Consider the following 19,410-nt stretch of genomic DNA (forward strand, 5'->3'; position numbering starts at 1 on the left):
CCGGGCGCAAAAGCAAACGGGCGGCCGAAGCCGCCCGCTAGTCGCTTTCGAAACACGCCCTTAACGCTTCACTTCATCGAACGCCGCAAGCAAGCGCTCGACATCGGCGGCGTGAATGTCGCCCATCGTCGAAATGCGGAACAGTTCCGCCGACAAGCCGCCCTGCCCCGCATAGATCACGAAGCCGCGCGCCTTGAGCGCGTCATGCAGCAACGGATAATCGACGCCCGCGGGCAAGCGGAACGCGCGCAGCACCACCGACGATTCGTCCTTCGGCAGCACGCTCTCCATGCCGCGCGCGGCGAGCCCCGCGCGCACCTGCTCCGAAAGCGCCGCATAGCGCGCGTGACGCGCCTGCCAGCCGCCTTCGTCGGCGAGTTCACGCAGCGCCTCGACAAGCGCGTAATACGCGTGCACGGAAGGCGTGAACGGCGTATTGCGCTGGTCCTGCAGCGTGGCAAGGCGCTTGAGGTCGAGATAGTAGGTGCGGCTATGCGCTGGCGCGAGCGCGGCGCGGCGCACCATCACGAAGGCCGCGCCCGGCACGCCGTGCAGGCACTTGTTCGCTGTCGCCGCCACCGCCGCGATGCTCGTGTCGCCGAAATCAATCGCTTCGGAACCGAAGCTGCTCACACCGTCCACGAGCATTTTCACGCCGCGCTCGCGACACGCCTCGCCCAGTGCGCGCAGATCGTTCAGGCGGCCCGTGGTCGTTTCGTGATGAATGATCGCGATGTGCGTGACCGACTTGTCGGCGTCGAGCGCGGCCGTGATGCGCGCGAGGTCCGGCGCCTGCATCCAGTCGTGCTTGACGACCTCATGCGCGATGCCGTACTGCTTCGCGATCGCGGTGATGCGCTCGCCATACACGCCGTTCTCGACGATCAGCAGCTTGCCGTTCGCGGGCACGAGCGTCGAGATCATGCTTTCGACCGCAGCCGTGCCGGAGCCCGTCATGAGCACGGCCTGCCATTGCGCGGGGTCGAGATCGTAGACGCCCACGAGGCGCGTGCGCGCCTCTTCCTGCACGTCGAAGAACTCGCTTTCGCGATGGCACAGGTCTTCCTGGAGGAGGCTCTGGCGCACGCGTTCGGTGAGCGTGACCGGGCCGGGATTGAGCAGCAGCATCGGTATAGTTCCTTATTTAGCTGACGTGTCGACAGCGGCGCCGATGTGGCGCATGAGGCGCGTCTTGACATCGGGCGGCGTGATCGTAGGGCGCGGCAGGCCGTCGGGCGTGCCACGGCGAATCGTGAGGCGTACGAAGCGCGTGCCTTCGACACCCGAAGCGCTCTTCGCGCGTTCGCGCGCGGCGGCGAGCACGCTGTCGAGCAAGGCGAGATCGTCGCCTTCCACGGCATCCGCGTAGCCGCACGCGGCGGCCACGTTGGCGAACGACACCTGCCCCGACACGGTGGCCTGGCCACCCGTCGAATCGTGCGCGCCGTTGTCGAGCAGCACGTGTGTCAAGTTCGCGGGGCCATAGGCGCCAAGCGTTGCAAACACGCCCATGCGCATGAGCGCCGCGCCGTCGCCGTCGAGCGCGACCACGTTCAGGTCGGGCCGCGCCAGCGCTAGGCCGAGCGCGAACGGTGTGACGCAGCCCATCGAGCCCACCATGTAGAGCTGGTTCGAGCGGTCGTCGAGCGCGTAGAGTTCGCGGCCGCAGAAGCCCGTCGAGGCGACGACCACCGTCGACTCGGCAGGCGTCGCGGCGATCACGCGCTCGAGCGCCTGCTGGCGCGTGGGAAGTTGATCAGGAGTCCGTTCGGTCCACCTGGCCTGCGCGACGGGCAGCGCGTGCTTCGCCGGCATCGCGCCGCCGCCCTCGAGTTCGTACGGCGCCACGCTGCCCTTCTGCATGACGAGCGCGTACGGGCGGCCCGTTTCGTCCATGTGCTCGATGGCGCGATCGAGCGCCGCCGCGATCTGATCGGCTTCCGTGGGGAAAGTCTCCCACGGAATTTCCATCGTTTCCAGCATCTGCGGCGTGACAGGGCCCATCAGCGCGTGCTGCGGCTCGTCGGACACGCCCGGCTGGCCGCGCCACGTCACGATCAGCAGTTGCGGCAGGCGGAACGTCCACGTAAGCGACGTGAGCGGGCTCACGGCGTTGCCGAGGCCCGAGTTCTGCATCATCGTGACGCCGCGCTTGCCCGCGAGCGCCACGCCCGCGATGACCGCGACCGCGTCGCCTTCGTTGGCCGCGCTCACGTAGTGCAGCGAGTCGTCCTGCAGCACGTAGTTGATGAACGGCGTGAGGTACGAACACGGCACGCCGGCATACCACTCGAAGCCGCGCGAGCGCGCCGCTTCGACGAACTGTGCGGCTTCGATCATGCCTGGCCCTCCGCGCCCAGCGGCGTTTGCGCATGAGCAAAATCTCCTGCCCGACGGAAGTCTTCGAGGTCGTTCACGCCGCGCCAGTGGCCGTGCACATATTGCACTTCGATTTTCTCGCCATCTGCAATCAGCGCGTTGAGCAGCGCCGGCATGTCGAGCGTGTCGAAGTCGGCGCGCGTTTGCAGTTGCGCGAGCTTCTTCGCGAGCTTCGCGCGCCCCGCGCCGCGTACGTTCACGAGGCCGATCCAGCGGCCGTGCGGGGCCGCGCCGTTCGCGGCCGGATCGCTCGCCACACGCTCGAGGAACACCTTGTTGCCGAACAAATCGCGCTCGTCGGCGGCCGAGCACCATGCGAAGTCGCGCGTGCTGCTGTTCTCCGACTCGGGCGACGAATCCACCACGACGCTGAAGTCCGCTTCGCTTTCCACGAGATCGCGCAGGATGTAGCTGCGGAACACCAGGTCGCCGTACGAGATCACCGTGTCGTTATCGAGCGCGCCAACCGCGCACGCGAGCGAAGCGAGTTCGTTCGTCTGCGCGAAGCGCTCGTTGCGCACGAGCTTGATGCCCGCCGTGTCGATGGCTTCGGCCTTGTAGCCGCCCACCACGGTGATGTCGTTGACCGACTGCTTCTTGAACGCATCGACGAGCCAGCGCAGGAGCGGCTTGCCCGCAACCGGCAGCATCACCTTGGGCTTGTCTTCGGTGTAGACGTCGAGACCCGAGCCGCGGCTCGCGGCCAGCACGATCGCCGAGCCTGCGCCGCGCGACGTAGCCGAAAGGTAGCGGTCCTCGGCTTCCGAATATTCGTCGGCGTCTTGCAGACGGAAAATTTCGTTGACCGTAGCAATGCGGTCTTCGACGTCGACGAGCGTTTGCGTGTCGTAAATCGTTTTGGTAACGGCCTGCATGGCCGAAACGGCCGCGCGAATCTGGTGGTTCGCCCAGATCACCGTGCTGATGCCCGCCTTGCGGAACACATCGGTCGGCGTGCTGTAGTACTTGGTCGGCACGATCACGAGCGGGCCGCGGCCCGCCCACTCGCGCGCGAACGTGAGGATCTCGTCAGGCTTCGAGAGCTTGCTGTGGATAAGGATCGCATCCGCGCCGGCCTGGCGGTACGCCTCGGCGCGCTTGAGCGCTTCGTCCATGCCCCAGCCCGCGATCAGCGCCTCGACGCGCGCAACGATCGAGAAGTGCTCGTCGGTCTGCGAGTCCTTGCCGGCCTTGATCTTGCCGCAGAACTCGTCAATGTCGGCGAGCGGCTGCGCCTCGCCCTTGATGAAGCTGTTGGTCTTCGGGAACTGCTTGTCTTCGATGCACACGCCCGCAATGCCGCGCTGCTCCAGCTTGCGCACGAGACGGCGCACGTTGTTGAAGTTGCCGTAGCCGGTGTCGCCGTCGAGCAGGATGGGCAGGTCGCTCGCGTCGGCCATGAATTCGAGGTTGTCGACCACCTGGGTCCAGCTCGCCTCGTTGTTGTCGCGCACGCCGAACTGCGCGGAGATCGAGAGGCCCGAGCCCCAGATCGCCTTGAAGCCCGCCTCGCGCGCAATGCGAGCGGAAAGGCCGTTGTGCGCTTCCATCAGGAATTCGAGTTCGTTGCTGGTCAGCATCTGGCGCAGCCGCGCGCTGCGCGATGTGGCAATAGCGGCGGGGACCAGGGCGGGTTCGCGTGCGTTCATTCTTGTTGCTCCAGTGGACGTCATGAGGGCGGCAGCGGGAACTGCGCCGTGTGCGTCGCATCGTTGGGAAAGGTCCTTCATCCCGGCGTCATCGCAGGCCTCGAAGTCAGGCCGGCCGGGGGCAAAGTCGCGACTATATCGGAAATGATTCCTATCCGCAGTCCATCCCCGCAAAGAGTGGCAAATCATGGAGTTACAAGGAAATTTGTGGCTTTTGTCGGCGCGTTCGCGGGTGTTTCAGCGGAACGTCATATGAGCCAGGTCAAAGGTCTTTGTTTTGTATGAAGAAAAGGCTGCCTAAGCAGGGTTCCCCCTGGGTCTCGCGCACGTTTGCGTGGGCCGTAAACACACTCTGGCGGCAACGTATCGCCAGTCGTACCGATCCTGCCCTGTGAAATACCCGACCGACCATACAGAACATGACCCTCAACAAGAAGCTCCGCTCGATGATCGCGATCCTCTGGATCGGCCTGCTGTTGATCGTCGCCTTTGGCGCCTGGCAAAGCCGCGAGTCGATGATCCGCGAGCGGCGCGCGCAGCTCACCACGCTCGTCGATGAAGCGATGAGCATTACGAACTACTACTACGGCCTCTCGCAACGCAATGTCATGCCCGAGGCCGATGCGCAGAAGCAGGCGCTCGCCGTGATCGGCTCGATCCGTTACGGCACCGACGGCTACCTGAGCATCAACAACTCGCAGTCGGTCATGCTGATGCATCCGATCAAGCCCGAGCTCGACGGCAAGATGCTCGCCGACTTCACCGATCCCGCGGGCACCCATGTGTTCAGCGAACTCGTCAGGGTCGCGAGCGGCCCGAACGGCGGCTTCCTCGACTACCTCTGGTCCAAGCCCGGCCACAGCGAGCCCGTGCCGAAGACGAGCTATGGCCGCCGCTTCGCTTCGTGGGACTGGGTGATCGTGACGGGCATGTACATGGACGACGTGCGCGCCGAGTTCTACGACAGCCTGCTGCGCTGGCTCGGCGTGACCTTCCTGCTGGGCGCGGCCGCCACCACGGTGATGGTNCTCGTGGTGCGCAGCGTGCGCAGCAGCATCGGCGGCGAACTGGAAGGCGCGGTGGACGCGGCCAATCGCATCGCCGAGGGCGACCTCACCTTGCGCCTGCAGGTGCAGGGCACGAACGAGACCAGCCTGATGCGCGCGCTCGCCACCATGCAGACGGCGCTCGTGCAAACCGTCTCGCGCGTGCGCAGCGGCGCGGAAAACATCAACGTGGGGGCAAACGAGATTGCGGCGGGCAACACGGATCTCTCGCAGCGCACGGAGGAACAGGCCGCGGCGCTGGTGCAGACCGCGTCGAGCATGGATCAGATGACGGCGAACGTGCGCCAGAACGCGGATAGCGCCCAGCATGCGGCATCGCTCGCGAGCCAGGCCGCCGACGTCGCGACGCGAGGCAGCGCCGTAGTCGACGACGTGGTGCGCACCATGGGCGACATTACGACGAGCTCGCAGCAGATCGGCGACATCATCGGCGTGATCGACGGCATTGCGTTCCAGACCAATATCCTCGCCTTGAACGCAGCCGTGGAAGCGGCGCGCGCGGGCGAACAGGGCCGCGGCTTCGCAGTGGTGGCCGCCGAAGTGCGCAGCCTCGCGCAGCGCTCCGCTACCGCCGCCAAGGAAATCAAGGCGCTGATCGAAAAGTCGACCGGCACCGTGACCGAAGGCCAGCATCTCGTGACCAACGCAGGCTCGACGATGACCGAAATCGTGCAGTCGGTGCGACGCGTGCACGAAATCCTCGAAGAGATCAGCAACGCTTCGCGCGAGCAGAGCGCCGGCATCGAACAGGTCAATCGCGCCGTGGGCGAGATGGATCAGGTCACGCAGCAGAACGCGGCGCTCGTGGAACAGGCCGCCGCCGCCGCCCATTCGCTCAAGGATCAGGTGAGCGGGCTGCGCGAATCGATCGCGAGCTTCCGCTTGCCCGCGCACGCATAACGTTGTCGCCACACCGGCTCTCCGCCGGTTTGCTTGTCTTCCCGTCGGGCCGCATTCGCGGCCCGGTTCGCTTGGCGCCTCTCCCGCTCTCCCGCTCCCCTGCACCGCTCGCGCCGCATGACGGCGTGCAACGCACGCCCAATTGCCTTGCGGCTGTGCGCACCCATCATTTCAATTAAATTACATCATGTTTACAATGTGACTCTGCCCCCGCCATCTGCCTTACTGATGATCCGTTCCAGGAAACCGCCGCGCGACCCGCACGCAACCGCGACCCGTCACCCGATGCTTGCGCCGCGCCTGCCCGCGTGGCGCTCGAAGTTCATCGTGTTCATCACCTTCGCGGCCTTTGCGGCGCTGGCCGGGCGCGCGTTCTGGATTCAGGTTGCCAATCACGGCTTTTACGTGAAGCAGGGCCAAAAGCGCTACCAGCGCACGCTGGAGCTCGACGCCATGCGCGGGCGCATCGTCGACCGCAACGGCGCACTGCTGGCCGTGAGCCTCGCGAGCTTCGAAGTCTGGGTGAATCCGCGACTTCTCGACGCCGCCGCGCACGCGCCGCTTGCGCGCCTGCTCGACATGCCGCTCGCGGAACTCGAACGGCGCGTTGCCGGCGACCGCTCCTTCGTGCTGCTCAAGCGCCAGGTGGACGCCGAAACCGCCGCGCACATCGACGAGATGGGCGCGGGCGGCCTCACCCTGATCGCCGACTCGAAGCGCTACTACCCCGAAGGCGAATCGGCCGCGCACGTGGTGGGCTTCACCGACATCGAAGACGCCGGCCAGGAAGGCGTCGAGCTCGCCGCGAACGCGCGCCTGCGCGGCACGCCGGGGCAGCGCGAGGTGATCCGCGACCGGCTCGGGCGCGTCGTTTCCGAGCCGAGCGAGCGCGTGCAGCCGCGCAACGGCGACACCGTGCAGCTCACCATCGACCGCCGCGTGCAGCAGCTCGCGTACACGCAACTCAAAGCCGCCGTGGCGAAGAATCATGCGGAAGCGGGCAGCGTCGTCGTGCTCGACGCGCAGAACGGCGAAATCCTCGCGCTCGCGAACTGGCCGTCGTTCGACCCGAACGACCGCACGCGGCTCACCGGCAAGCAGTTGCGCAACCGCGCCGTGGTCGACACATTCGAGCCCGGCTCGACCATCAAGCCCGTGGTCGTTTCGCTGGCCATGGACCTGCACAAGGTCAACGCGAACACCATCATCGACACCGCGCCGGGCACATACCGCATCGGCCCCGCGACGATTCACGACACCTCGAATCACGGCCGCATGACCGTGGCGGAGGCGATCCAGAAGTCGAGCAACATCGCGCTCGCCAAGCTCGCGCTGAATCTGCCCGCGCAAACGATCTGGGACAAGTATCAGGAGTACGGGCTCGGGCAGAGGCCCGGCGTCACCTTCCCGGGCGCAGCGCCTGGCCGCGTGCGGCCGTGGGCGCGCTGGCGTCCCATCGAGCAGGCGACGATGGCATACGGCTACGGTCTGTCCACTTCGCTTTTGCAGATGGCGCAGATCTACACGGCCTACGCCGGCGACGGCACGCTGCATCCGGCCGCCCTCCTGCGCGATGCGTCAGGCGGCGCGGGCGGCGCTTCCGCGTCGGCGGCGCGCGCGGTCACGACGCCGGCCACGGCCGCGGCCATGCGCAAGATGCTGGAAATGGCCACGAGCGACGGCGGCACCGGGCGCGCCGCCAATGTGGATGGCTATCGGGTGGGCGGCAAGACCGGCACCGCGCGCAAGCAGGTCGGCGCGGGCTACGCGAAGAACCGCTATCGGGCGCTGTTCGTCGGCATGGCGCCGATGAGCGCGCCGCGCGTGATCGTCGCGGTCATGATCGACGATCCGGCGGGCAAGGCGTTCTATGGCGGCACGGTCGCGGGGCCGGTGTTCTCGGGCGTGACGGCCGGCACGCTCCAGTTGCTCGGCGTGCCGCCCGATGTCGCGGCCGGGCCCGAGAGCGCCAAGGGTGCCAGCGCCACCAAGGTCGGCTCAGGGCGCGGTTAGCACCGCCATCAATGATGGCGATACGCGGGCGGCGGCTCGCTGCCGGACACGGCGGCGGGCGCGCCCGCTTCTGCATTGGGCGCGGACGGTGCGCCGTAGCCCGATTGCGCGACCTGCTCCTGCGCCAGGCGCGCTTCGTTGGCGCGCTTTTCGGCGAGCCGGCGCATGGCGCTCTGCACATCTTCCGGATACGTGGCGTCGTTCGCCGAAGCCGGGTTGTAGCCCACCGACTCCAGATCGACCAATTCCTGCAGCACCTGGGCGCGCGTCACCGGGCCGTTGTGTGTGCCGGCGGATTGGGCAAACGAGACCGCCGGAACGATCGCCATCATCGACACCAGCGCCGCGCGCAGCATTGCGTTTTTCACCATGCTCTCCGTATGAATTCGATGAGCAAAGTCTACGCAGCGCGGCCACGCCTAAAAACCGGCTCGCGAGGGAGAGAGTCTTCTATTCCTCGCAAGATTGATAAGGAGTTCTGCGATCCTCAGATCTGGTCGCGGCCGAACGCGCGCAGCCCGTCGAGATCGAGCACGTCCACGCGGTTATACGAGAGCGCGACGAGCCCCTGGCGCTCGAGCGCCTGCAGGGCCTGATTGATCCGTTGACGCGACGCGCCCGCCAGCATGCCGATCTCCTCCTGCGAGATGTCGAGCGCACGACCCGTCTCCGGGTAGAGATCGGGATTGAACATCTGCGCGAGCGACTGCGCGACGCGCGCATCCACGTCGAGCAAGCGGCTGTTCTGGATCAACGCGATGAACTCGCCCATGCGGTTGTTGAGCTGATGGATCACGAAGCGGTTGAACGGCAGGCTGCAGTCCATGAGCCGGTGGAACGTCTCGGTGGCGACGGCCATGACGAGCGACGGCTGCAGCGCGATCACGTCGTACTTGCGCGGTTCGCGCTTGATCACGCTCCCCTCGCCGAACCAGCCGCCGTGCGGCACGCCCGAAAACGTGCAGCCGCGCCCCGATGCATTGAAGATCGCCAGCTTCACGAGGCCGGAACTCACCCCGAGCCACCAGTCCGAGGGCGCTTCGCGCGCGGCGACGATCGCGCCCGCGGCATAACCCTGCGCATGCGAGGACGCCAGCACCCACTCGCGATGCTCGGGCGCAAGCGCGCGGAACCACGCGCAACGCTCGAACAGCGCGGCCAGGCGCGCGGCGTTGGCGGCGTCGATGCGCTCGCCTTCGCGCCATGAATCGCGGGCGGGCGGTGCCCCGTCCGGGGGCATAATGGATTGCGACATCGCGCTTTCCTGGGGTTAGGTCAATCTTTGGGTCGATCTTGTCGGGCGGACCGTGCGTCGCGGCCCGCTCTGTCGCGCCGGCGACAGACTGGCGTGCGCGGCCCTGCTACGGTAGCGCGAATCATATCGACAAACCAATAACCGTTCGGAGACACCGCCATGTTGCACCCCTACGAAGAAGGGCTCGCGCAACGCGAAGCCAACTATGTGCCGCTCACGCCGATCGATTTCATCGCCCGCGCCGCCGAAGTCTATGGCGATCGCGTGGCCGTCGTCCACGGCGACATCCGCCGCAACTGGCGCGAAACCTATGCGCGCACGCGGCGGCTCGCGAGCGCGCTCGCGCGGGCGGGCATCGGCCGCGGCGACACGGTGGCGGCGCTGCTGCCCAACATCCCCGCGATGGTCGAGGCGCACTTCGGCGTGCCCATGCTCGGCGCGGTGCTCAACACGCTCAATACGCGACTCGATGTCGCAACCATGCTGTTCATGCTGCGCCATGGCGAGGCGAAGGCGTTGATCGTCGATACCGAATTCGCGGCGCTCGCGCAGCGCGCGGCGCTCGAATTCCCCAACCTCAGGATCATCAGCGTGGCCGACATCGCGGCCGCCGACCCCGAGTGCTTCCCGCGCGCAACCGACTACGAGGCGTTCCTCGAACAAGGCGATCCCGAGTTCGCCTGGGAGCCGCCGCGCGACGAATGGGACGCCATTGCGCTGAACTACACCTCGGGCACGACGGGCGACCCCAAGGGCGTGGTCTATCACCATCGCGGCGCGTACCTCAACGCGGTGAGCAACATCCTCGAATGGGACATGCCCAAGCACGCCGTGTATCTCTGGACGCTGCCGCTCTTCCACTGCAATGGCTGGTGCTTCGCGTGGACCGTCGCCGCGCGCGCCGGCGTGAACGTGTGCCTGCGCAAGTTCGACGCGAAGCTCGTGTTCGACCTCATTCGCAGCGAGCGCGTCACGCACTATTGCGGCGCGCCCATCGTGCAGGGCGCGCTCGCCGACGCCCCCGCAGCGTTTCGCGAAGGCATCGCTCACACGGTGCACACAATGGTGGCCGGCGCGCCGCCCGCGCCGGCCGTGATCGCGAAGATGAAGGCGATCGGCATCGAACTCACGCATGTCTATGGCCTGACCGAGGTGTACGGCCCCGCTGCCGTATGTGCGGTGCAGGCGCGCTGGCAGATGCTGCCCGACGAGGAACAGGCGCGCCTCACCGCACGTCAGGGCGTGCGCTATCACCTGCAAAGCGGCGTGAGCGTGCGCAATGCGCAGACGATGGAACCTGTGCCCGCCGACGGCGAAACGCTCGGCGAGATCATGTTCCGCGGCAACATCTGCATGAAGGGCTATTTGAAGAACGAGCGCGCGACCGAAGAAGCGTTCCACGGCGGCTGGTTCCACACGGGCGACCTCGGCGTGATGACGCCCGACGGCTACGTGCGCATTACCGACCGCAGCAAGGACATCATCATCTCGGGCGGCGAGAACATTTCGAGCATCGAGGTGGAAGACACGCTGTATCGCCATCCGGCCGTCGCGCTCGCCGCCGTCGTGGCGATGCCCGACCCGAAGTGGGGCGAAGTGCCTTGCGCGTTCGTCGAACTGCGGCCCGGCGCGAGCGCCACGGCCGAGGAAATCATCGCGCACTGCCGGCTCTTTCTCGCGCACTTCAAGGTACCGCGCGCCGTGCGATTCGGCGAACTGCCGCGCACGGCCACGGGCAAGATCCAGAAATATGAGTTGCGCGCACAACTAGGTTCGCAAAGCGCAATCGACGTAGCTGGCGCGCAACCCGCGCCGAAAACACCCCGGTAAGAACGACAGCGGGACCTGCTGGCCGGTACAAGTGACGCATTCGGGCGGGCAGCGCCGCCCGAATGTAACGTCAGTTGACAACACGACCCCCTATGGCTCGTTCCCGATTGTCAGGTGCGACGCTTAATCCTTTCTGCATCAAGGGCCAAGTGTCAAACCGGCCTTTCTTGCATGAAGAATCGTATGAAACGAAAGCTTACAAGTGGTCACGTATTCCTCCGCTTCGGGCCGATAAGCTTTGAACCGTGGTCGCAACACAAAGGCATCCCGATGCCGCGTGACTGACGACGCAACCAAAGAGGAGGTAACTCATGAATACGAAGAGCTGGAAGACCCCCGCCCGCGCCATCGCCGCAGCCCTGATCGCCGGCGGCGCATTGATGGGCGCATCGAGCGCCTTCGCTCAATCCGCACCGTATGGGCTGCGTGCCGACTCGGCGCCGCAATACGGTCAACCGCACATGATGCCGGTGGAGGCGCACGTCTCGATCGGCTGGCACGACAACCGTTACTACGACGGCCACCGCTATTGGGAGCACGACGAGTGGATGCACCATCATCCGCACGATCCGGGTCCCCAGCACTACCGCGACGACGACCATCGTCCGCCGCCCCCGCCGCGTTATTGATCCGCATGACGCACGCGTGATCTAACGGCCGCCTCCTCCGGAGACGGCCGAAGCGGCACACCGAGGCCGGTCTTCCCCAGGGGAGACCGGCCTCGGCGCATTTCGGCGCCTTACTTCGCCATGTGCGTGCGAACGCACGGATATCATTCGATATGCGAATCAATTTTGCCGTGATGCCCGCCACACGGCGGATCCGGCCTGCCGCGCCGCGCGCCGGTCGCGGCCAGAAAGGCAGACGTCAGTAATTGCAGGTAATGGGGAAGTGTTGCCGGCCGCACGGCCCGCGGGTAACGTTGATGGGCGTTTCGTTCCCCGGAGCGCACGGTGTATTCTCATTGCCCGGCCAGAGATGGCCGGGATTTTTTTTGCGCGCGAATGAGAACACTAGCGCCCTTTGGGCGCCAGGCGCACCAGGTTTTTTTTCCGATTGCGGACGCAATTTTGCGGACTTAAGGTGGGATTGCCTCTTGAGAACAGGCGAGCCTTGTGACCCCCGGTCGTGACACCGTCCGACCGGGGCTTTTTTTGGCTTCTGTGCTTTGGGAGAATCACGTCTGCCGCAACGGTACAGCGGCGCCGCGAAAGAAAGAACGATGACGGATCACCGAATGAGGAGTTCGGCTTCGCTCCAGCCAGAGCTAGATCCGTCATGCCGTGCATTATCCGGGCTGAAGGCCGGGGCGTCACTAGCGTCTCGCGCAAAGCACCATTACGCAAACTGGCAAGATATGGGGACGGACGTCGAAAGCCGGCCCGTGCGCATCGGTTAACATGGGGGTTTCGCCTGCAGTGCCCCCCGCTTGTGCCAACTTTCACACTCGCCCATCCCGTCAGCGCGGAACTCGATATCCGCAAGAGCCGCTTCATCGCGCACGCCATTCCCGTTGCCGACCGCGAAGCGGCCATGGCTGAAATTCGCCGTCTGCGCGACGAACATCCCACCGCCACGCACGTTTGCTGGGCGCTGCTCGCGGGCGGCCAGTCCGGCATGTCCGACGATGGCGAACCCTCCGGCACCGCCGGGCGCCCGATCCTCGAAGTGCTGCGCCATCACGACCTGGACGGCGTGCTCGCCGCCGTGGTGCGTTACTACGGCGGCGTGAAGCTCGGCGCGGGCGGCCTCGTGCGCGCCTATACCGACGCCATTGCCAGCGCCTTACAGGGGGCCGAACGCGTCGAGCGCATCGCGCAGGCGCGCCTCACCGTCGAACTCGGCTATCCCGACGAAACCCGCGTGCGCCACTGGATCGACCAGCAGCAGTTCACGCTCGTGGAAAGCCAGTACACCATGACGGTCCGCCTCACGATCCAGTTGCCCGCCACCGCCGTGGACGCCGCGCGCACCACGCTCACCGACCTCACACAAGGCCGCTCGGGCTTCCCCGAGCACGTCTGAAGCGGGCGGCCGGCTGCCCGGGCAGTGCAAGTCGCACACTTTTCAAAATCTTTTCATTTCTTTCATAAAGTTTCATGAAAGCTTGCCGTAATGAAAGCATGGCCGCGCATTCGCGCGTTCCGTCGACTCGACGCACCAGGACGAACGGACTTCTTTCATGGCAAGCACGATCACGAACACCACGACCGCCAGCGCGAACAGCGCGCTGAGCGACGCCGCCCAGTCGATCATCAGCGGCGCGACCAACTCCTCGCTCGACGTCAATCAGCTCGTCAAGGCGCTCGTCAACGCAAAGATCGCGGGACCAAGCGCCATCCTCAGCGCGAAGCAGACCGCCAGCAACACGACGCTATCGGCGCTCGGCACGCTGAAGTCGGCGCTCGCTTCGCTCCAGACCGCACTCGAGCCGTTCAAGGATGGCGCCGCGCTGCAACGCTTCACCGCCACGACGAGCGAGAAGGACAAGGGCTTGAGCGCGGTGGCCGGCAAGAACGCCGTGGCGAGCAGCTTCACGGTCGAAGTCGATCGCCTGGCGACGGCGCACAAGCTCGCGTCGGACAGCTTCGACACGGGCGAGACGCTCGGGGAAGGCAGCCTCGACATCTCGATGGGCGGCAAGTCCATGCACCTGACAATCGCCGCGGGCAGCAACAAGCTCACCGACGTCGTCGCCGCGATCAACCGGGCGAAGGACAACCCCGGCGTCACGGCTTCGATCGTCAACGGCGCCGACGGTCAGCACCTCGTGCTGACCGCGAACAAGACCGGCGCGGCCAACGCGATCGACGTGCAGGCGGGCCCGGGCCTCGATGCGCGCCTCGCTTCCTCGCAGATGCGCGAAGTCGAGGCAGCCGGCGACGCCGAGCTGCGCATCGACGGCACGCGCGTCACGAGCGCAAGCAACACGGTCGAGGGCGTGGTGAGCGACATCACGATCAAGCTCGCAAGCGCCTCGGTGGGCACAAAGCAAACGCTCACCATCGCCCCCGACACCGAAGCGACGGGCACCTCCATCCGCGACTTCGTGAAGGCGTACAACGGCTATGTGGATGCCCTGAACGGGCTGACCTCCTACACGGCCGCGACCGGTTCGACGAGCGCGCAAGCGGGCGCCCTGCTCGGCGACTCGATCGCGCGCACCCTCGCGGCGAGTCTGCCGGCGGTCGTTTCGGCGGGCGTGAAGGGCAGCGACGGCGTGACCCATTCGCTGGGCGAGATCGGCATCAAGCTCGACAAGAGCGGCAAGCTTGAGATCGACGACGAGACGTTCAAGAAGGCGCTGCAGCCGGGCAACAGTGCGATTGCGGCGCTGTTCGGCAGTAGCGGCATGACTGCGAAACTCAACAGCGTCATTACGCCCTACGTGCAGTCGAGCGGCATCATCGAGCGGCGCAGCACGGCCATCAACAAGGAGCTCGACGACATCAAAAAACAGTCGTCGATGCTCGATGTGCGCGCAACCCAGCTCACTGCGAAATTCAACCGCCAGTTCACCGCGCTCAATAACCTCATGTCGATCATGAACAACAACCAGCAATATCTGACACAGCTCTTTGGCGGCGCAAACAGCGCGGGCGCGCTCGCCACGAATCACAAATAAGGCTTGAATGCGCGGGGCTCGACGCTAGCAAACGTCGACGGCAGACGAAAAAAAAGGCCGCCGAGTGAATCGGCGGCCAACAGGGGACGTGAAGAACAACCGCGAATCGAACTATCAAATCGACCCGACCGCTCCATCATGGCGAGCCAAAATTAAGACAAACTTAAACGCGCGCAAAAAACGATCGGGAATTCCGGCGCGCGAGGGCGCAGCCAATTGAAAGAACGCGTAATAATGGGCTGGCTATACTTGATCTGGTCCGGGCCGCTCGTTGATTCACGCCCGCATGACCGTCTTCTACCCAACCCGGAAGAGCCGCCATGTTTGATCGACTGCATCGGTTTATGGAAGGCGCAGGTCCCGAGCGGCGCCATCGCGTCTGGAGCAAGGTGCGCATTTTCGTGGCCGCAATGGGCACGCTCGGCTCTGCCGCCGGCATCGCCATCGCGGTGGTCGGCCTCATCAACTTCGACCACCAGAAGGTGATTGCCGGCGTGGCCGTCATCATCGTCTGCACGGCGATCTACGTGTCGATCCTCGTGCGCGACCGCAATCGCGCCGACTAGCCACGCCGCCCTGGCGTCACTGCCTCACTGCAAGTTCTGGCCGTCGCGCGTGACATGCACGGCGGTCGCGCCCACGTAGTCGGCGCGAATGCTGTCGCCCACCTTGATCGATTCGAGCGGCACGTCCGGCGGCGCCACCACCACGACCGTGCGGTTCGGTCCGCGCAACGCGACCTTGCGGCTCTTGCGGTCGATCTTCTCCACCGTCGCGATCACCTGCACGCTGCGCGCCGTCGCCGTCATGCCACCGGAAGCGGGCGTGGTCGCGACCGTATCGACGCGCGAGCGTATGCCCCTCGTGGCCATCTTTTCGGCGCGCAGCAGCAACGCCTCCTTGTAGAGGATGTTCACATGATCGCCAGGCTTGAGCTTGCTCACGTCGCCGACTGCCGGATCGACGGCGACCGTCACCAGGTTGCGTCGCGCGCCGCGCAGCGTGACCGAGTTGGTGGCGGCGTCGATGCTCACGACCGTCGCCGTGGTCTGCACCTCGCCGATCTGCAGCGCGGCGTTGGGCGCACTGTCAGGCGCGGCATCGGACGCCGTCTGCGCAAACAGCGGCACCTGCGGCGACGCGCCGAGGGCAAGCACGAGTATGGCGCCGAGCAGCGGCGCGGAAGAACGATAGCGCGTGGACATGTAGCCTCCTTGTGTGGATCGTGAATGGCAAGAGAGCGGCATGGCGCCGCTCTCACGCGTCAAGCGCTGTTCATGCAGGCTTCTTCGGCCACACAGCGCAGGTAATGGGCATAGACACGCTCGCGTTCCTCGTTCGCGAGCTGACGCTTTTCGGCAAGCCGCAGCATGCGATGCCGGTCCGCGCCGAGCGTTTCGTAGTAGCGCTCGGTATGCAGGCGCTTGAAGCGCGTATAGAAGTCCGGGCCAGGCAGGCCCGAATCGGTCGAGAGCAGCGAGGCATAGTCGGCGTCGCGCGGCTCGCATAGCGCGGCCGCGGCCGCCTCGAGCTTTTCGTAACGCACCCGCAACGGCACGTCGCCCGCGAACAGGGCATGAAACGCACCGTACGGCACGAGCGAGCGCCGGCTCGCAGCGCGGCGCAACAAACGACCTACCTTTTCATCGAGTTCTTGATTCATCCGCAGCGGCCAGAAAGCGGGCCGCCGCCCATGCCGCGCATCGTGTGACGAAACGCGCAGACGCATTTGGCGGCCCGGCAGGATTCAGGGACCCGTTTCGCTACGCGATACGCTGCGCGGCGAATCCGGCATTCTGCATTCGCTGATTCGAATCCAATCCGCATTCGAATCGATTCGAAATGTTTGCGAAAACATTCTGCACAAAAAAATCAAATCACTCCCTGAAATTGCTCCATCGCCGTCGCCACCCATGCCGAGGCACGCCATTTTTTACCGGGTGGTGGCCGAACACGCTAACAAACATCTAAAGGTGCGACCGCCACTATTTAATCCATATTGGATAAAAGCGATTCAACTCAATATATGCTGAATACCGAATTAGTCATACAAAACAATGCGGAGTGTTGCTTTCCAATCTTTGAGCAATTAAGTCAGGTTAACTGGCTGCAATGGGAGCAAACTTCGCATTGCGGGATCGGCACGAAATGGCGGCGCCCATTGTTGACCAACGCGAGTCGGTTGTTTTTTCCCATTAGTTCAGGATTATCCACAAGTCAAGCAGACTATTTTTCCGCTAGCTATACACATTCCCTACAAAAACAATTATTAATATCCGCTGCGGAACACCGAGGCGTTTCGCAACAAGCGCCCTTCACCGGGCGTCGATTTCGCCGTCCGTCATGCTCCCGCGTCACCGCACCGGCGCCGGGTCCATGGCAAGCGACAAGACCCGCTTGCAGGAAGGGTTACAGGAGCGGCACATCCGCATTGCCGCGTGTCCGGAATCTTTCGTCGACGAGTGAACACATGCTTACCCGAACCGAGAACCTGCCGAGCGTCGCGAGAAGAATGGCCGCCGGCCAGATGTTGATGGAAGGCGCGACCGTGAATAGCGTCGCCGACTCACTCCACCTTTCCGCCCAGACGGTGAGGCGCTACAAGTCCATCGTCGAGGACGGCGGACTCGCCGCGCTCCAGCAGATGAGCGTGGGCGGCCGTCCTTCGGTGCTCGATCAAGCCGCGCTAGGCTGGATCGCGAGCGCCCTGCACGGCTCCGCTCGAGAGCACGGCTTTGCGAGCGATGCGTGGACCAACAGCCGCGTGCGCGAGCTGATCGGCCGCCAGTTCGGCGTGCACTATTCGCGCGTCTATACCTGGCAGATCGTCTCGAACCTCGGCCTCGGCCACCGGCTGTCGAAATCCGCGCGCTGAACGGGATGGAGGACGTCGCGCGCCGCACGAAAGCCGGCGCGCCTCAGCCTCGCGTTGCGGGCGCATCGCGGCCTCGGGTTCCGGCCTCGGAGTCCACCAGCGGCTGCGCCCCCTCGCCCGTCCATTGCTGCGACCGGACCTGATTGCGGCCCGCTTCCTTGGCCTCGTAGAGCAGGCGGTCGGCAGCGGCCAGCAGCTTCGCCCCGCTGCCGCCCTCCGGCGGATTGCAGCTCGCACACCCCGCGCTCACCGTCACGCACCCATGGTGCGTACCACTCAGCGTGAGTTTGTCCGACTCGATGCGTTTGCGGATCTTCTCCGCCAAGCGCGTCGCGGCGTCGAGCGCCGTGCCCGGCAGCACCACCGCGAACTCTTCACCGCCAAAGCGCGCGGCGAGATCGGTTGCGCGCCGCGATCCTGCGGCGATGCGCCCGGCCACGAACACCAGCACCTCGTCGCCGGCGGCGTGCCCGTAGGTGTCGTTGAAGAGCTTGAAGTGGTCGATATCGAAAAACAGCACGGCAAGCGGCGTGCGTTCGCGCACCGCGTGATGCCATTCCTGCGCGAGACGGCTGTCGAGCGCGCGGCGGTTCGCAAGCCCCGTGAGCGGGTCGGTGACGGCGAGGCGCAGGAGCTTGCCCTCGGCCACCACCTTGTCGCGCAGCGCGAATGCGAGCATCCAGGACACCACGACCCATGCGCCGCCGAACACCGTGGTCATCACGAGGGCGATATAGCTGCGCCGCCGCCAGCCGGCGAGCACATCCTCCACGGCGGGCGCCACGACGACGATGAACGGCGAGTTGCCCACGTGCGCAAACGTGTAGATGCGCTCAACCCCGTCGAGCGCCGAGTGCGACGTATAGGTGCCGGTGTCGCGACCCGAAAAGAACGCGAAATTCGGCAGGTCCTCGTAGTTCGAGCCGACGCCGCGCATCGAGGGCGGCTTGCTCGCGAGCAATGTGCCGTCGCGCATCAGGATGAAGAGGTGGCCGCCTGGGCCCAGGTCGATGCGCTCGAGCAGTTGCTGAAGATAGTCGAGGCGCACCCCGAGCAGCGCGACGCCGGCGAACGTGCCGTCGGGCGCGTTGATGCGGCGCGTGAGGCCGATCGTGAGCGCCCCGCCGCGCAGGCGGGAATGGAACGGCTTCGAAACGAAGAGGCCCACATGCGGGTCGCGCTGCTGCACGATGAAGTAGTCGCGGTCGGCGAACGAAACGCCGGCGGGTGACACCTCGGAGGCGTTGCTGCGCGAGGCTTTCACATGGCCCGTGGCGTCGATCACATAGACCCCGCCGAGCCTCGACGCCGCCATCGCCCGGTCGAACAGCACGCGCTGGCGCAGCGCCTCGGGCATGCTCCAGGTCTGCGGCTGCTGCGCCGCCGCGACCACGGCCTGCAGCGACAGGTCGTAAATTTCGACATTGCGGCCAATGTCGTTGCTGATGAGCTGCACGAGGTTGTGCGAGTTCTCCTGCGCGTGACGCAACTCTTCGGCACGCCCCTCGTAAAGCGCCGCGTAGGTCAGGATCGCCATCACCGTCGCGACGAGCGTGCCGGAGAGCCCTGCGAAAAAGGGATAGTTGCCGATCAGGCCCGTTGCCGCCTTCGCCCGCGCGATGGCCCAGCGGCGCACCAGAAGACGCAGCGAAAGAACCCGTTTTGGCATCTGCGCAATCCTCTTGCTGACGGCGCGAATCGATGGGGCGCCGGTCTATCGGGCATGCATCGGGCATGGCTGGCACGAATCCGTCATCAAACGGACACCCGGGCGGTTCACGATCGGAGGCGAAACCTTTGCCCACTCCCTCCCCCAG

General features: G+C 65.5%; 16 protein-coding genes. 8 read left to right on the forward strand and 8 right to left on the reverse strand.

The features are described 5' to 3' along the window. Positions 1 to 60: 60 nt before the first annotated feature. From A3CW_RS0104805 to aepX, 3 genes are read right to left on the reverse strand one after another with little or no spacing between them, the layout of a single operon-like run. Positions 61 to 1,128, reverse strand: a complete 1,068-nt coding sequence (locus A3CW_RS0104805; RefSeq protein WP_028202545.1) for a 2-aminoethylphosphonate aminotransferase — start codon at positions 1,126 to 1,128, stop codon at positions 61 to 63. A 12-nt stretch (positions 1,129 to 1,140) separates the two neighbouring features. After that, positions 1,141 to 2,340 (reverse strand): phosphonopyruvate decarboxylase, encoded by a 1,200-nt coding sequence (gene aepY, locus A3CW_RS0104810; protein WP_028202546.1) that lies wholly within the window; start codon positions 2,338 to 2,340, stop codon positions 1,141 to 1,143. Further along, the gene (aepX, locus tag A3CW_RS0104815; protein ID WP_028202547.1) at positions 2,337 to 4,028 is read right to left on the reverse strand and encodes a phosphoenolpyruvate mutase; all 1,692 of its coding nucleotides are present in this window, start codon (positions 4,026 to 4,028) and stop codon (positions 2,337 to 2,339) included. Before aepX ends, aepY begins: the two co-directional genes overlap by 4 nt. A 419-nt stretch (positions 4,029 to 4,447) precedes the next feature. Between aepX and A3CW_RS0104820 the strand changes: the two genes are divergently transcribed. Next, positions 4,448 to 5,995, forward strand: coding sequence for a methyl-accepting chemotaxis protein (locus A3CW_RS0104820; protein WP_028202548.1), 1,548 nt, complete (start codon positions 4,448 to 4,450; stop codon positions 5,993 to 5,995). 228 nt (positions 5,996 to 6,223) lie between these two features. Further along, positions 6,224 to 8,008 (forward strand): peptidoglycan D,D-transpeptidase FtsI family protein, encoded by a 1,785-nt coding sequence (locus A3CW_RS45280; protein ID WP_051481235.1) that lies wholly within the window; start codon positions 6,224 to 6,226, stop codon positions 8,006 to 8,008. 8 nt (positions 8,009 to 8,016) lie between these two features. Here the strand turns inward: A3CW_RS45280 and A3CW_RS0104830 are convergent, their stop codons facing one another. Both A3CW_RS0104830 and A3CW_RS0104835 read right to left on the reverse strand, forming a co-directional pair. Continuing rightward, positions 8,017 to 8,376, reverse strand: a complete 360-nt coding sequence (locus tag A3CW_RS0104830; RefSeq protein WP_028202549.1) for a DUF4148 domain-containing protein — start codon at positions 8,374 to 8,376, stop codon at positions 8,017 to 8,019. Positions 8,377 to 8,495: 119 nt separating this feature from the next. Then, on the reverse strand, positions 8,496 to 9,248 hold the full coding sequence (locus A3CW_RS0104835) for a Crp/Fnr family transcriptional regulator (RefSeq protein ID WP_051481274.1): 753 nt from the start codon (positions 9,246 to 9,248) through the stop codon (positions 8,496 to 8,498). Between the two features lie 174 nt (positions 9,249 to 9,422). Between A3CW_RS0104835 and A3CW_RS0104840 the strand changes: the two genes are divergently transcribed. From A3CW_RS0104840 to A3CW_RS0104860, 5 genes are all read left to right on the forward strand, one after another. Continuing rightward, positions 9,423 to 11,093 (forward strand): acyl-CoA synthetase, encoded by a 1,671-nt coding sequence (locus tag A3CW_RS0104840; RefSeq protein WP_028202551.1) that lies wholly within the window; start codon positions 9,423 to 9,425, stop codon positions 11,091 to 11,093. 311 nt (positions 11,094 to 11,404) lie between these two features. Beyond that, the gene (locus A3CW_RS0104845) at positions 11,405 to 11,722 is read left to right on the forward strand and encodes a hypothetical protein (RefSeq protein WP_028202552.1); all 318 of its coding nucleotides are present in this window, start codon (positions 11,405 to 11,407) and stop codon (positions 11,720 to 11,722) included. A gap of 802 nt (positions 11,723 to 12,524) precedes the next feature. After that, positions 12,525 to 13,118, forward strand: a complete 594-nt coding sequence (locus A3CW_RS0104850) for an IMPACT family protein (protein WP_028202553.1) — start codon at positions 12,525 to 12,527, stop codon at positions 13,116 to 13,118. Positions 13,119 to 13,275: 157 nt separating this feature from the next. Further along, positions 13,276 to 14,718: a flagellar filament capping protein FliD gene (gene fliD / locus A3CW_RS0104855; RefSeq protein ID WP_028202554.1), complete on the forward strand. Its 1,443-nt coding sequence runs from the start codon at positions 13,276 to 13,278 to the stop codon at positions 14,716 to 14,718. A gap of 320 nt (positions 14,719 to 15,038) precedes the next feature. Continuing rightward, complete coding sequence (locus A3CW_RS0104860) at positions 15,039 to 15,284, forward strand: DUF2964 family protein (RefSeq protein WP_245623541.1); 246 nt, start codon at positions 15,039 to 15,041, stop codon at positions 15,282 to 15,284. Positions 15,285 to 15,308: 24 nt separating this feature from the next. Here the strand turns inward: A3CW_RS0104860 and A3CW_RS0104865 are convergent, their stop codons facing one another. Together A3CW_RS0104865 and A3CW_RS45285 are read right to left on the reverse strand one after the other, a co-directional pair. Next, positions 15,309 to 15,923 carry a hypothetical protein gene (locus A3CW_RS0104865; protein ID WP_028202556.1) on the reverse strand — a complete coding sequence of 205 codons (615 nt, stop codon included), beginning with the start codon at positions 15,921 to 15,923 and terminating at the stop codon, positions 15,309 to 15,311. Positions 15,924 to 15,982: 59 nt separating this feature from the next. Continuing rightward, positions 15,983 to 16,381 (reverse strand): hypothetical protein, encoded by a 399-nt coding sequence (locus tag A3CW_RS45285; protein ID WP_154677860.1) that lies wholly within the window; start codon positions 16,379 to 16,381, stop codon positions 15,983 to 15,985. Between the two features lie 807 nt (positions 16,382 to 17,188). On the opposite strand from A3CW_RS45285, the gene A3CW_RS0104880 reads away from it, so the two are divergent. Next, positions 17,189 to 17,593, forward strand: coding sequence for a helix-turn-helix domain-containing protein (locus tag A3CW_RS0104880; protein ID WP_028202557.1), 405 nt, complete (start codon positions 17,189 to 17,191; stop codon positions 17,591 to 17,593). Between the two features lie 43 nt (positions 17,594 to 17,636). Here the strand turns inward: A3CW_RS0104880 and A3CW_RS45290 are convergent, their stop codons facing one another. Further along, complete coding sequence (locus A3CW_RS45290; protein ID WP_063750802.1) at positions 17,637 to 19,262, reverse strand: sensor domain-containing diguanylate cyclase; 1,626 nt, start codon at positions 19,260 to 19,262, stop codon at positions 17,637 to 17,639. Between the last annotated feature and the right edge of the window lie 148 nt (positions 19,263 to 19,410).

This window comes from Paraburkholderia nodosa DSM 21604, assembly GCF_000519185.1.
GTDB classification, from domain to species: Bacteria; Pseudomonadota; Gammaproteobacteria; order Burkholderiales; family Burkholderiaceae; genus Paraburkholderia; species Paraburkholderia nodosa.

Excerpts from the sequence above, each read along its gene's own strand:
- A3CW_RS0104860 (WP_245623541.1), top strand. The coding sequence starts at position 15,039 with ATGTTTGATCGACTGCATCGGTTTATGGAAGGCGCAGGTCCCGAGCGG.
- A3CW_RS0104845 (WP_028202552.1), top strand. The coding sequence starts at position 11,405 with ATGAATACGAAGAGCTGGAAGACCCCCGCCCGCGCCATCGCCGCAGCC.
- A3CW_RS0104835 (WP_051481274.1), bottom strand. The coding sequence starts at position 9,248 with ATGCCCCCGGACGGGGCACCGCCCGCCCGCGATTCATGGCGCGAAGGC.
- A3CW_RS45285 (WP_154677860.1), bottom strand. The coding sequence starts at position 16,381 with ATGAATCAAGAACTCGATGAAAAGGTAGGTCGTTTGTTGCGCCGCGCT.
- A3CW_RS0104805 (WP_028202545.1), bottom strand. The coding sequence starts at position 1,128 with ATGCTGCTGCTCAATCCCGGCCCGGTCACGCTCACCGAACGCGTGCGC.
- aepX (WP_028202547.1), bottom strand. The coding sequence starts at position 4,028 with ATGAACGCACGCGAACCCGCCCTGGTCCCCGCCGCTATTGCCACATCG.
- fliD (WP_028202554.1), top strand. The coding sequence starts at position 13,276 with ATGGCAAGCACGATCACGAACACCACGACCGCCAGCGCGAACAGCGCG.
- A3CW_RS0104865 (WP_028202556.1), bottom strand. The coding sequence starts at position 15,923 with ATGTCCACGCGCTATCGTTCTTCCGCGCCGCTGCTCGGCGCCATACTC.
- A3CW_RS45290 (WP_063750802.1), bottom strand. The coding sequence starts at position 19,262 with ATGCCAAAACGGGTTCTTTCGCTGCGTCTTCTGGTGCGCCGCTGGGCC.
- A3CW_RS0104880 (WP_028202557.1), top strand. The coding sequence starts at position 17,189 with ATGCTTACCCGAACCGAGAACCTGCCGAGCGTCGCGAGAAGAATGGCC.
- A3CW_RS0104840 (WP_028202551.1), top strand. The coding sequence starts at position 9,423 with ATGTTGCACCCCTACGAAGAAGGGCTCGCGCAACGCGAAGCCAACTAT.
- A3CW_RS45280 (WP_051481235.1), top strand. The coding sequence starts at position 6,224 with ATGATCCGTTCCAGGAAACCGCCGCGCGACCCGCACGCAACCGCGACC.
- aepY (WP_028202546.1), bottom strand. The coding sequence starts at position 2,340 with ATGATCGAAGCCGCACAGTTCGTCGAAGCGGCGCGCTCGCGCGGCTTC.